The organism is Cellvibrio sp. pealriver (assembly GCF_001183545.1).
In the GTDB taxonomy this organism is placed as follows: domain Bacteria; phylum Pseudomonadota; class Gammaproteobacteria; order Pseudomonadales; family Cellvibrionaceae; genus Cellvibrio.
Genome location: NZ_KQ236688.1, coordinates 2,623,606 through 2,637,778 on the forward strand (window position 1 = coordinate 2,623,606; position 14,173 = coordinate 2,637,778).

Below are 14,173 nucleotides of genomic sequence, written 5' to 3' on the forward strand. Positions count from 1 at the left end.
AATCAATAACAAGAGGACAACCGCATGAAAACCTCAAGCGCTACTCTAGCCGCTGTGCCCCGGCACGCTTTTTTACGAAACAGTTTTTTACGAAACGGTTTTTTACGAAACGGTTTTTTACGAAACGGTTTTTTACTTGGCACACTGGGTTTAATCGGCTCGCTGGCCACCAGCATCGCCCACGCCCAAACCAATTTGGCTCAAGGAAAAACCGCAACCGTTTCCAGCAGTGTGGATGTCTACACCGCTGGTAATACGATTGATGGCAACCAGGCTACTTATTGGGAAAGCCAAAACAATGCCTTTCCGCAATCACTTACCGTGGATTTGGGAAGCAGCTATAACGTTAATCAGGTGCGCTTAAAGTTGCCCGCCAACTGGGGGTCACGCACACAAAATATTTCAGTGTCCGGCAGCGTGAATGGCTCCAGTTATTCCACATTAGTGAATGCAGCCAATTACAACTTTGTGCCCGGCAGCAGCAACACCGTCACCATCAATGTACCGAGCAGCAGCGCGCGTTATGTGCGCGTGAATGTCGCAAGCAATACCGGTTGGCCTGCGGCGCAAATTTCTGAAATGGAAGTTTATGGCGATAACCAAACGCCCGCGCGCGATGCCACCGCGCAAATCAAAGCAACGTCTTACAACAGCATGAGTGGCATCCAAACCGAAGCAACATCGGACACCGGTGGTGGCAGTAATATCGGTTGGATTGATGATGCCGATTGGGTGGCATTCAACAATGTGAATTTTGGTTCCGGTGTAAATAAAGTCAGCGCACGTGTAGCGTCCAACACTGCAGGCGGTACGATTGAAATGCGCTTGGGTAGCATCAGTGGTTCACTGATTGGCACTGTGGCGGTTACCAATACCGGCGGTTGGCAAAACTGGACAACCAAAACTGCGAATGTATCGGCAAGTGGTACACACAATTTGTATTTGGTGTTTAAAGGTAATGCTGCAGGCGGTTTGTTTAATGTGAACTGGCTGCAATTCAGTAACGATAATGCGCCCGCTGTTCCTGCGGTGCCGCAAAATTTATCGTCTACCGGCAAAACCACATCGAGCGTTTCACTTTCATGGACAGCGGCAAGCGGTGCGGATGGTTATGAAATTTTGCGCAATGGAAATTTGGTCACCACTACAACTAGCACTACTTACACCGATTCTGGTTTAAGTGCAGGCACAACTTATGCGTACACCGTGCGTGCGTTTAATGCGGCGGGCAGTTCGGCACAAAGCAACAGTGTTAGCGTCACAACCGATAGCAACAACCAGAATCCGTTGGTGGTAAAAGTCTCTGGCGGTAAACCAATTGTGGCAAGCACATCGCTCGGGCATACACCGGCCAGCAACGCGGTTGATAATAATCAGGCGAGCTATTGGGAAAGTAATAACAACGCATTCCCACAAACACTCACCATCGATTTAGGCAGCACCCATCGCGTGAGCAAAGTGGTATTGAAATTACCAAACGATGCAGCTTGGGCAACACGCACACAAACCTTGTCGGTATTGGGCAGCGGCAACGGTACAGCATTTACCAATCTGGTGAATTCTGCGGGTTATATTTTTAATCCGTCATCAGCCAATACTGTGACGATTAATTTCAACGAAACCGCAACGCGTTTTGTGCGCATCAACGTCACCGGCAATACCGGTTGGCCTGCAGCGCAAGTGTCGGAATTTGAAGTGCATGGTTATCCTGATCCGGTACCGCCTGCGACGCCGCAAAATTTGCGCGTGACAGGAACATCAGCATCATCCGTTTTCCTCGCGTGGGATGCAGCAAGCGGCGCAACCAGTTATCGCGTTATGCGCGGCACTACCTTGGTAGCGACCGTTTCCGGCACTACCTATGAAGATACTGGTTTAACACCGGTGACCAATTACAACTACACCGTTGTAGCGGTTAACCAATACGGCAATTCCACTGCGAGCAACCAAGTGACGGCAACTACCACTCAGGAAAATACCGGCGGTGGTGGCAATGATCCCTGGGAGCCTAATGGTACTCACGGCGCGCAAGTTCCTTATGATCGTTACGACAATGAACACGCAACCTACGGTGGCGGTGCGCAATTAAAAACAGCGCCGACTTTTATCCAAACACTGACCGCATCTGAAGCATCTGGCCAAGCTTATATCGCACTGCCATCCAACGGCTCTTACGCGCAATGGACTGTTCGCCCCGGTGAGGGCGGTGCAGGTGTAACCATGCGTTTCACTATGCCGGATTCCAGCAACGGTATGGGGCTGAATGGTTCATTGGATGTATTGGTAAACGGCGTAAAAGCGCAAACCATTTCGCTCACTTCTTATTACAACTATCAATATTTCAATGCCGGTAGCGGGCATCCGGCTGATACACCAAGTGGTGGCAATCCGTTGTTCCGTTTTGATGAAGTGCATTGGAAACTCAGCACACCATTGAATCCGGGTGATGTGATTCGCATCGTCAAAGCCAATGGCGACAGTTTGGAATACGGCGTGGACTTCCTTGAAATTGAACAGGTGCCTGCTGCAATTTCACGCCCTGCGAATTCTGTTTCTGTGACGGATTTTGGTGCGATTGCCAACGACGGTAACGATGATTTGGCTGCATTTAATTCTGCAGTAACCGCGGCGGTTGCCAATAACCAAATCCTCTACATTCCATCGGGCACTTTCCATTTGGGCAACATGTGGGTGATTGGTTCTGTCGCCAACAAAATTAACAACATCACCATTCGCGGTGCAGGTATGTGGCATACCAACATTCAATTTACCAACCCGAATGTGGCCGGTGGCGGCATTTCGTTCCGCGTTGCAGGGCAGTTGGATTTCAGCCACGTATACATGAATTCCATGCTGCGCTCACGCTACAACGAAGGTGCAATCTATAAAGCGTTTATGGATAACTTTGGTAAAAATTCCAAAGTGCACAATGTGTGGGTTGAACATTTTGAATGCGGATTCTGGGTAGCTGACTACGCGCATACACCGGCAATTTTTGCGGACAATTTGCTGATCGAAAATAGCCGCATCAGAAATAATTTGGCAGACGGCGTTAACTTTGCGCAAGGCACCAGTAATTCAACCGTGCGCAATAGCAGCATCCGTAACAACGGTGATGACGGCCTTGCAGTATGGACCAGCAATGTAAATGCGGCACCTGCCGGTGTAAACAATTTGTTCACCTACAACACCATTGAGTTCAACTGGCGTGCAGCGGGTATCGCGTTCTTCGGCGGCAGCGGCCATAAAGCCACTTACAATTTAATTGTGGATGGTGTGGGCAGCTCCGGTTTCCGTATGAATACCGTATTCCCCGGTTATCACTTCCAAAACAATACCGGTATTGAGTTCTCTAACAGCACCATTATCCGCAGCGGCACCAGTTTGGATACCTGGGGCGGTGAGCGCGGCGCGATTGATCTGGAAGCGTCAAGCGACCCTATCCGTAACGTCACTATTTCCAATATTGATATTTACGATACCCAACGCAGTGCAATCCAAATGGGTTACAGCGGCGGATTCCAAAATGTGGTGTTTAACAACATCAAGATCAACGGTACTGGTAAAGACGGCGTGACCACATCGCGCTTTGCTGGCCCGCATTTGGGTGCTGCAATTTACACCTACACCAATAACGGGACTGCGACATTTAATGGTTTAACTACCAGCAACGTCGCCAACCCCAACACCAACTTTGTACAAACCGGATTTAATTTAATTATTAATCCTTAATCCTGTGCATGGACTTGAGAGGAGCCTTCGGGCTCCTCTTTTTTTAGTTTTTTAAAAGACACGCTGTTTTTTCTCATAACAATAATTTTTTAATCAACCCACACGCTCGATAACAGCGAGGAACTTCATAATGAAAATCGGTAATTCCCATCTGCTACGGCAGAGTCTATTCGTCAGTGCGATTGGTATATTGGGTGCACTCCCAACAACTATCGCTCACGCCCAAACTAACTTAGCCCAAGGTAAAACTGCCAGCGTTACCAGCAGTGTTGATGTCTACACCGCTGGCAATACGATTGATGGCAATCAAGCTAATTATTGGGAAAGCCAAAACAATGCCTTTCCGCAATCACTTACGGTGGATTTGGGTAGCAGCTATAACGTTAATCAAGTGCGTTTGAAGTTGCCCGCCAACTGGGGTTCACGCACACAAAATATTTCAGTGTCCGGCAGCGTGAATGGCTCCAGTTATTCCACATTAGTGAATGCAGCCAATTACAACTTTGTTCCCGGCAGCAGCAACGTCGTTAACATCAGCGTGCCCAGCAGCAGCGCGCGTTATGTGCGTGTGAATGTCACTAGCAACACCGGTTGGCCAGCAGCGCAAATTTCTGAATTGGAAGTGTTTGGCGATAACCAGATTCCACCGCGCGATGCTTTTGCACAAATCAAAGCGACTTCGTACAACAGCATGAGTGGCATCCAAACCGAAGCAACATCAGACACCGGTGGTGGCAGCAATATCGGCTGGATTGATGATGCCGATTGGGTGGTATTCAACAATGTGAATTTTGGTTCCGGTGCGAACAAGGTCAGCGCACGTGTAGCGACCAACACCGCAGGCGGTACGATTGAAATGCGTTTGGGCAGTATCAGTGGTTCACTGATTGGCACTGTAGCGGTGACCAATACCGGCGGTTGGCAAACCTGGACAACTAAAACCGCGAATGTATCGGCAAGTGGTACACACAATTTGTATTTGGTGTTTAAAGGTAATGCTGCAGGCGGTTTGTTTAATGTGAACTGGCTGCAATTCAGCAACGATAACGGCCCAGCTGTTCCAGCGGTTCCACAAAATTTAACCTCCACCGGTAAAACCACTTCCAGCGTTTCACTTTCGTGGACAGCGGCAAGCGGTGCGGATGGTTATGAAATTTTGCGCAACGGAAATCTCGTCACCACTACAACTAGCACTACTTACACCGATTCCGGTTTAAGTGCAGGCACAACTTATGCGTACACCGTGCGTGCATTTAATGCGGCGGGCAGTTCGGCACAAAGCAACAGTGTTAGCGTCACAACCGATAGCAACAACCAGAATCCGTTGGTGGTAAAAGTCTCTGGCGGTAAACCAATTGTGGCAAGCACATCGCTCGGGCATACACCGGCCAGCAACGCGGTTGATAATAATCAGGCGAGCTATTGGGAAAGTAATAACAACGCATTCCCACAAACACTCACCATCGATTTAGGTAGCACCCATCGCGTGAGCAAAGTGGTGTTGAAATTACCAAACGATATGGCTTGGGCTACTCGCACACAAACACTTTCAGTATTGGGCAGCAGCAACGGCACCGCATTTAATACATTGGTGAATTCAGCGGGATACAGTTTTAATCCGTCATCGGCCAATACTGTGACGATTAATTTCAACGAAACTGCAACACGTTATGTGCGCATCAATGTCACTGGCAATACCGGTTGGCCTGCAGCGCAAGTGTCGGAATTTGAAGTGCATGGTTATCCTGATCCGGTACCGCCTGCGACTCCGCAAAATGTTGCAATTTCGGGCGGTACTTCATCCACGCTATTTTTAAGCTGGGATGCAGCAGATTTAGCCAGCGGTTATAAAGTGTTGCGCAACGGCGTACAAGTTGCGGATGTCACTACCACTTACTATCAAGACACAGGTTTAACCGCAAGCACGAGTTATCAATACCAGGTTCGCGCGTACAACCAATTTGGAAATTCTGCGTTGAGTACAACTGCAACAGGAACCACTCTGGCAGAAAACCAAAATCCAAACCCCGGTACTCAACGCGGTGCAAACATGCCTTATAAAATTTATCAGGCAGAGAGTGCAACGGTTGGTGGTGGCGCACAAATTGTTGGGCCCAACCGAAATATTGGCGATGTTGCCGGTGAAGCCTCTGGCCGTCGTGCAGTAACGCTCAATAGCACCGGCAGTTATGTGGAATTTACCACTAACGAAAGCACCAATACTTTGGTCACTCGCTACTCTATTCCTGATGCACCGGGTGGCGATGGTATTAGCGCGACCTTGAACATTTACGTGAACGGCCAGTTTGAAAAAGCGATTACGCTAACATCAAAATATGCGTGGGTGTATGGCAATGAAGACAATCCGATCAACAGCCCAAGTGCTGGTCCTGCGCGCCATATTTACGATGAAGCGAACATTATGTTTGATCGCACCATTCCAAGCGGAAGTAAAATCCGTTTACAAAAAGATGCGCAAAACACATCGCAATACGCAATTGATTTTATCAGCCTCGAACAAGTAGCGCCGATTCCAAACCCCAACCCCAGTGCGTTTATTACACCGAGTGGATTTACCCATCAGGCAGTACAAAATGCATTGGACCAAGCGCGCATGGGTAATGCGCTGGGCGTTTATTTGCCTGCCGGTGTTTATCAAACTTCAAACAAATTCCAGGTGTATGGCAAAGCGATTCAAGTGATTGGTGCAGGCCCTTGGTATACCCGTTTTGAAACGCCTTCCAATCAAAATAATACCGATGCCGGTTTTGCCGTTAGTAATTCAGCCAATGGTTCAACCTTTGCCAATTTTGCCTTTTTTGGCAATTACACCAGCCGCATTAATGGCCCCGGCAAAGTGTTTGATTGGAATGGCGTATCCAACATGACGATCGACAACGTGTGGGCAGAGCATCAAGTCTGTATGTTCTGGGGTGCCAGTGTTCATAACATCACCATTAAAAATTCACGCATGCGCAACCTGTTTGCCGATGGCCTTAACTTTACCAACGGCAGTAGTGGCAACCACGTAGTGAATAACGAAGCGCGCACAACCGGTGATGACAGCTTTGCATTATTTGCAGCAACCGATAACGGCGGCGGCATTGTGCAAAACAATCTGTTTGAAAATTTAACCGCAATGACACCCTGGCGCGCCGCGGGTATGGCGGTTTATGGTGGGCAGGGCAATACCTTTAAAAATATTCACGTGGAAGATGCACTAGTGTATTCCGGTGTAACCATCAGCTCGCTGGATTTTGGTTACCCTTTCACTGGATTCCAATCCAACCCAACGACGAATTTTGAAGGCATTACTATTTTGCGCTCTGGCGGTACCTTCTGGAATAATCAGGTATTCCCCGCGCTGTGGATGTTCTCTGCTTCAAAAAGTTTTCAGGGCATTCGTGTGCGCGACTTGGATATTATTGACCCCACCTTCCACGGCATTATGTTCCAAACCAATTATGTGGGCGGACAGCGACAAAATACATTCCAGGACACCGTATTCACCAACGTGAAAATTTCCGGCGCTATGCTACACCCGTCTTACCCCAACCGCTCCGGTTATGGTATTTGGGCAAACCCGATGCCAGAGGCAGGACAAGGTTGCGCAGCAGGACAAGTGGAATTTAATAACCTGACGATGATGAACAATGCGGTGAATATCAAAAATGATTGCCCGGGTGACTTCACCATTACGGTGCGATAACCCGGTAATTAAATGCCAGGAAATGCAAAAGCCTGCTGGATTACTCCAGCAGGCTTTTCAGTACATATCGTCACTCCCGCCTGCGGGAGTCCAGTTGTTTCGTTTAAAACCTATGGATCCCCGCACGCGGGGATGACGACCGAGTGGAGAATAGTCACTCTCGCTGCGAGGCTAACATTGGGTAGGGAGTCGTCACTCCCGCAACGAGGCTAACATTGGGTAGGGAGTCGTCGCTCCCGCTTGCGGGAGTCCATTCGTTTCTGTTAATAAGCCGAACAATTATCGCGAATAAATTGATCGTGTGTTGGCAGTTTTTTAACAAACTCTGCCATAGCATCGCGGTACTCCAACATGCCTTTTCGCATCACTGGATAATTCATTTCATCCACTACCGGCGAATATTTTTGTGGGCGCAGCCCCATGCCTTCGCATACCGAGCGCCAACTGACAGGATGGAACAAAGCATCAATCATTTCCGGTAAACCACCTTGTACTTTGAAATAATCAATCACTTCTTGCAGCGATGGTGGCAACTCCATATTTTTACACCAGCGCCAGAAGGGGGTATCTTCACGCTCGGTGAGACAATAGTGCAACACAATAAAATCGCGAATTTCTTCGTATTCCATCGTCATGCGGCGATTGTATTGGTGGATCAATGCCTGATCGCAATCCTGATCCGGAAAGTTGCGCATAAAATGAATAACACCGCGCACCACCAAATGGATTGCGGTTGATTCAAGCGGCTCAATAAATCCAGATGCCAAACCAATCGCCAAACAATTTTTCTTCCAGATTTCATTGCGCACGCCGGTCTTGAAGGGAATAACGCGTGGCTCGATCAACGTTTTGCCATCCACTACATTGAGCAAAGTATTGACCGCCTCGTCATCACTGCAAAATTGGCTGGAATATACATAACCATTACCTGTGCGACGCTGCAATGGAATACGCCATGTCCAGCCGTGGTCACGCGCGGTGGCGCGGGTGTAGGGTGTGGTATCGCCGGTATTTTCGGTTTGCACAGCCACTGCACGGTCGCAGGGTAAATAATGTGTCCAGTCGCAATAACTCGCACCCAAGGTTTTTTCAATTAACAGAGCATGAAAACCGCTGCAATCAATAAAAAAATCGGCCGCAATTTCCTGGCCTGAACGCAGTATGACTTTCGCTATACCACCATCATCGCGCTGCACCACTTCCATTACTTTGCCTTCGGTGCGCACAACGCCGCGCGCCTCTGCATATTTGCGCAAATATTCAGCCACTAGCTTTGCATCCAGATGCAATGCATAGCGCGCTTCGCCAATCGCGGTTCTATCGGCAAGCTGCGGTAAATAAAAGCGGCCATTTTGTGCCATGACATTGCAGGGGGAAAAATCCTGTAGCGCAAAATTGTCTCCCTGATGAAAACTTTTGAGCCACATTTGGTAAAACGTATATTCCTTCATGCCCGCACTGATAGTGCCGAACGGATGAAAATAGGATTCGCCTTTTACCCGCCAATCGGTAAATTGAATACCCAATTTAAAACTGGCTTGGGTATATTTGATAAATTCCTGTTCGTTGATGTCCAGATTTTTCAGCATTTCCAGAAACGGCGGAATGGTGGATTCACCAACACCAATAGTGCCAATTTCTTCTGACTCTACCAGCTCAATCTGCACTGACGATGGCGTACCATCGGCTTTTTGTAATTGTTTTGCCAGAATGGAAGCGGCAATCCAACCCGCAGTACCGCCACCGACAATTAATATTTTCTGTAAGGGTTTCATGGTGTCTGCCCAGTGTTTTTTTATTTGAGTGTTTATGCAAAGTCAGGCGCAGCGCAGTGCTGGGCAATGAACTCATGGTGGTGTGGCGTATCGTCCACCACCCTGCCCAAGGACTCACGCATTTTTTCCAGATTTTGTGCAAGCATTGTTTCATCCAGCAGATCCACCTGTGCGTCATATACATCAGGCAGATAATTGAAACCTTCGAATATGGCAAGCCAGCTAGGTAACCCGAACATTTCCCAACGATAATTGACTACATGGCCGCTCGCCTTAAACAATTCCATTTTATGCTGGAGCGAATCCGGTATCTTCATTGCGCGACAGTAGCGCCAAAATTCTGTGTCATCACGCGCGCTCAGTTTGTAATGGAGAATAATAAAATCGCGTACGCGCTCGTACTCCAACAGGGTCGTCTCATTAAATTCACGCAGGATGCTGTCGTTATATTGCGCCGCAGCCAATAGCGAGCGGATTTTTTCAATGCCGGTTTGCACCAGTGCAATACTGGTACTTTCCAGCGGTTCCAAAAACCCTGCCGCCAGGCCTATTGCAATACAGTTTTTATTCCACGCCTGTTTGCGCCGACCGGGCACAAATGCAATTTTGCGCGGCTCATGGAGCAATTCGCCCTGTACATTTTTAATCAGCATTTCACGCGCAATTTCATCGCGCATAAATTGGCTGGCAAATACATGGCCATTGCCATCGCGATGCTGCAGCGGAATTTTCCACTGCCAACCGGCGGGGCGCGCATTCACTTTGGTGTAAGAGTGAGGCACATCAACCGATTGGCTTTGCACCGCAAAAGCGCGGTCACAGAGCAACCAGTCAGTCCATTTTTCGTAACCGGTTTGCAAGGTTTCTTCAATCAGCAGGCCTTTGAAGCCGGAACAATCAATAAATAAATCGGCAGAAAAATGTGCGCCGTAGTCCAACTGTACCGACTCAATAAAACCATCGCTTTCACGGCGCTGTACATGCGTGATTTTCGCATCAATCCGGCGCACGCCATTTTGTTCTGCATGTGTGCGCATTAGCCCCGCAAACAGGGTTGCATCAAAATGCAATGCCCAATCAAACACCGAGAGCGAAGAAGGAGGATTTATCGCAGGAAAGGTAAATTTATTGTGTTTGGCCAGCGCAACACCAAGCGAGTAATCGCCCAACTCAGAGGCCATATTTTTTTTGCGCAACTTCAACCAATAGTGATGGAAATCAGTTCCTTTTAACGATTGACCATACACGCCAAAAGGATGAATAAAACTCGATCCGGGTTTGTGCCAATCATTAAATTGGATACCCAATTTACAGGTCGCGCGCGTCGCGCGGATAACATCAAGGTCACTTAAACCCAGATGGCGATAAAACTGGCGGATGGTGGGAATGGTTGCTTCACCGACACCTATAGTGCCAATTTCAGAAGATTCGATCAGCGTAATATCAATTCGCTGTTTGAAGTGGTGCTTGAGGCTTGCTGCTGTCATCCAGCCTGCGGTGCCCCCACCAACAATAATAATGCTGTTTACTGCACGCATATATTTGGGGTCGTTTATGTGAGGTCATTGTTATATTTTTATCCTGTGCGACTGCATCCTGCATCGCGCTGGATTATCCCGGGCAGCAGTGTCTCTGCCCGGGATAATGTTGTTGCCGTCTATCTAAACGCTAGTAAACACGCCTATTAGAACTTGGCACGTACACCCAATGAGTAGCGCGCTTCGTTGTCATACACGAATGAAGCTTGCTCTACACCTTCTGCCAAGCGATAAACTTGTTTTTCGTCTTCGCTGGTCAAGTTAGCAGCCTGAGCATAAACAGTCACGTTTTCCAATACATCGTAGCTAACGTTCAGGTCTACATAGGTCGCACCCTTGGCAAAGGTTGCCAGGTTCAATGTGCCGTAATCTTGCACGAAGCGATCATCACGGCTGTTCATTGCGATACGCGCCTGCAACTTGTCTTGTTGGTACCACACAATGAAGTTGTAAGTGTTTTCCGAGTTGTTGGCAAATGGATATTTTTCGCCAGTTACGTCAGAAGCCAAACCTGGACGCTCACTTGGCGAGTACGTGTAGTTAGCTTCAACACCGAAGTTGCTGAAGAAACCGTCGGTCACGTCGCTCAATGCCAACTTGGCACCCAACTCAATCCCCTTAACTTCACCGCCTTTACCAACGACAGGACCATCACCGCGAATGGTGTAGGTTTTGCCGCGCGATACAACCTGGATGTCACTTTGTTTTTGTTCAACAAAGGATTCGATCTCGACCAGATACGCACCCACGTTAAACATACTTGCTTCGCCGAAATAATATTCCGCCGAAATGTCGTAGTTGTTGCTCAACCATGGATCAAGATTGATGTCCGCCTGTGAGTTCCAACCACTCGGGATACGTTGGGTTGAATCGTCCGGGTCTGGACCGGTGAAAATATTCAAGCTTGAACCATAGCGATACAGATCCAACTCTTGTTTATTTTTCGCCGCGCTCAAACGCAACTTAACATCGTCAGTCACATCCCACGCCAGGTTCAACGATGGCAACACATCGGTGCGGCTCTTGCTGTTGGTCTCGCGACCTGTGTAGTAATGCGAACCACCGTAAGCGCGCTGAACGCCAGTACTTTGATAAACGTTGGCTTCAATTTCAGCTTCGATCACTTTCACACCCGCCGTACCAGAGACCGGGCCTATTTCAAAGTTACCGACCAAATAGCTGCTGATTTCATTCAGCGATACGGTATAGCTGTTGGCTGGGCCAATGATTTTCTTGATGTCATTAAACGCTTTGCGGTTAAACGCTTCAGGATCATCAAAGGTGGTTGGATCAACCGCCCAGAAACCGGGAATACCTTTGCCGTATTTACCCAAATCCGTTACGAATTGCAGCTTCTCGCCAAAGTGATCCAATGGTTGTGGAGGCAACACAAAGTAAGGTGTGAAGGTAGAAGGATCATTCGCATCCAAACGTTCACCCGCCGAACATTCTGCACCGCTACCGCCGCCGTCAAATTTCTGGTCGATAGAACGCCACATTGCATAACAACCTGTGAGGTTGCTGGCGTTGGGCAGATCAGGTCCAGTCAGGCGGTTGTTGGAGCCCACATAGAATTGCGCCCAGTAATCGTAAGCTTCTACATCGACTGTACGGGAGCTCGCACGCAAACCTACTTCTACGTCAGTGATGAAAGAATCTTCAAATTTATAATTGAGATGACCACTGATGGCTTTGAGTTTTGCAGAGGTGTCGTTGTCTTGTTCCAACTGCTCACCTTCCATAATCCAACTGTCTTTGTTGGCCATGTAAGTGGCAAGGGATTTCTCGCCGGAAGCATCCGTCAAACCACCGGCGATGGGTTGATCCCATCCACTCCAGGTGTGTTTGAAACCATTGAGTTTCATATTCAACAATGGATCTTCATCGTAACCTTTCGGGTTAGGCAATACGAAGCGGCCGCCATTCACACCCACTTTATCCAGATGATCCGGATCAAGTGTCAGGCCATATTGCTCAACCACATCTTTTGGATAGAAGTGACCATACAAACGCTGGACGGTATTGCCACGGAAGCTGTTGATACCGCCTTGTGCGGTGGCGAACAACACATTGTTATAGGCCTCTGCATTGGTACCACGCAAACCACCGGTGAGTGCGCCATCGTTATCAAAATTCAATTCCACGTTGATGTTGGTAGAACCTGAATCGATAACGCGGTTACCACCGATCGATTGCAACCACAGCGGCTCTACGCTGAACTCGTCAGCAATAATCCACTCGCGGCCATCTTTACCGGTGATAGAGTCAGAGCTGCTGGTAGGCACAGCGATTTGCGCACCGGTCCAACCATTTTGGTATTGGTCATCAAACATGGCCTGACGCTCAGCGCTCAGCGCAGTCATGCCCTGCCAGCGGTTGGAAATATTCAGACCCACTTCGCGTTGATATTCTTTGGCTTGGGTGTGGAATGCCTCTACTACCAACTCCAGGCCATTACCCAGATCCGCTTGCAACGCGCCATTAATACCATCGCGGTTGCGCTCGTTCGCTGAGCGCGAGAAGCGATAACCATGGTTATGGTTTGCCATCCACTTACCGTCAAACGCACTGTCTGGCCCCATTTGGTAACCCGCAGGATCACCTGCGCGGCCAGCGTAATCGTTAGCGAGGTTTTTGGAGCCGGTCACGCCGGACAACATTACCCCCAGATTGTCACTGCGCCAGTTAATCAATGCGTTGAACGTGCTATCCATTTCATCGCTGATTTCACCGTTAGACAGGTCGTAACCGCCCGCAGCGCTAAAGCCTTCCTTGAAGTCCATTGGACGGAAGGTTTTGATATCGATAGTACCGGTAATACCCGATACCTTATTGCTCACATCGAGACTTTTGTACACATCGGCTGCACGCAACAATTGCGCAGGCACATCACCAAAGTCAGGTTGTGCACCGGCAAGGTTACCTGCCGCCAGGAATTGTTCGCCGTTCAGCATCACCGCAACCTGATCAAGGCCGCGCACGCTCAAACGTCCACCTTCACCCGCACTGCGCTGGATTTGTACACCGGTGATACGTTGCAATGAGTCAGTGATGGTTACGTCGGGCAGCTTACCGACATCTTCTGCAGAAATGCCGTCAACTATCGATTTTGCTTCGCGCTTGGTGTTGATCGCATTTTGTTGCGCCCCTTTCACCCCAAGTACTACTACTTCTTCAATCGCATCGTCGTTGGATTGTGCAAATACCTGAGTTCCCAAGCCGAATGCAGCGTAGGAAGCAATTGCACTGGCGATGAGTTTTTTCTTAAAGCCTCGCTTCGTGTTCATGGACTTCTCCGTTTACCGATTTATGGAATTATTGTTAACACGTTTAATAGCCATCCTGTAAACCTTGCGCACCCAACACAAAAATTATCAGGTAACGCAAATCATCCCACAGGAGAAAGGATGAATCCGATG

Annotated in this window: 5 protein-coding genes; 2 read left to right on the forward strand and 3 right to left on the reverse strand. The window is 48.6% G+C overall.

Features of this window, described 5'->3' with window-relative positions; translation table 11 throughout:
- Positions 1-24 precede the first annotated feature (24 nt).
- Together VC28_RS11360 and VC28_RS11365 are read left to right on the forward strand one after the other, a co-directional pair.
- Positions 25-3,732: a discoidin domain-containing protein gene (locus VC28_RS11360; RefSeq protein WP_053094193.1), complete on the forward strand. Its 3,708-nt coding sequence runs from the start codon at positions 25-27 to the stop codon at positions 3,730-3,732.
- Between the two features lie 130 nt (positions 3,733-3,862).
- Positions 3,863-7,441, forward strand: coding sequence for a discoidin domain-containing protein (locus VC28_RS11365; protein ID WP_049630745.1), 3,579 nt, complete (start codon positions 3,863-3,865; stop codon positions 7,439-7,441).
- A gap of 263 nt (positions 7,442-7,704) precedes the next feature.
- Here the strand turns inward: VC28_RS11365 and VC28_RS11370 are convergent, their stop codons facing one another.
- The 3 genes from VC28_RS11370 to VC28_RS11380 all read right to left on the reverse strand — a co-directional run bounded on the left by VC28_RS11370 (position 7,705) and on the right by VC28_RS11380 (position 14,041).
- Positions 7,705-9,216 (reverse strand): tryptophan halogenase family protein, encoded by a 1,512-nt coding sequence (locus tag VC28_RS11370; RefSeq protein WP_049630746.1) that lies wholly within the window; start codon positions 9,214-9,216, stop codon positions 7,705-7,707.
- A 32-nt stretch (positions 9,217-9,248) separates the two neighbouring features.
- A complete protein-coding gene (locus tag VC28_RS11375) occupies positions 9,249-10,754 on the reverse strand; it encodes a tryptophan halogenase family protein (RefSeq protein ID WP_049630747.1) in 1,506 nt (501 codons plus the stop codon).
- Between the two features lie 146 nt (positions 10,755-10,900).
- The gene (locus VC28_RS11380; RefSeq protein ID WP_049630748.1) at positions 10,901-14,041 is read right to left on the reverse strand and encodes a TonB-dependent receptor; all 3,141 of its coding nucleotides are present in this window, start codon (positions 14,039-14,041) and stop codon (positions 10,901-10,903) included.
- Between the last annotated feature and the right edge of the window lie 132 nt (positions 14,042-14,173).

What these genes read in the sequence shown, in the direction of transcription:
- VC28_RS11360 (WP_053094193.1), top strand. Translation starts at nt 25, where the DNA reads ATGAAAACCTCAAGCGCTACTCTAGCCGCTGTGCCCCGGCACGCTTTT.
- VC28_RS11370 (WP_049630746.1), bottom strand. Translation starts at nt 9,216, where the DNA reads ATGAAACCCTTACAGAAAATATTAATTGTCGGTGGCGGTACTGCGGGT.
- VC28_RS11375 (WP_049630747.1), bottom strand. Translation starts at nt 10,754, where the DNA reads ATGCGTGCAGTAAACAGCATTATTATTGTTGGTGGGGGCACCGCAGGC.
- VC28_RS11365 (WP_049630745.1), top strand. Translation starts at nt 3,863, where the DNA reads ATGAAAATCGGTAATTCCCATCTGCTACGGCAGAGTCTATTCGTCAGT.
- VC28_RS11380 (WP_049630748.1), bottom strand. Translation starts at nt 14,041, where the DNA reads ATGAACACGAAGCGAGGCTTTAAGAAAAAACTCATCGCCAGTGCAATT.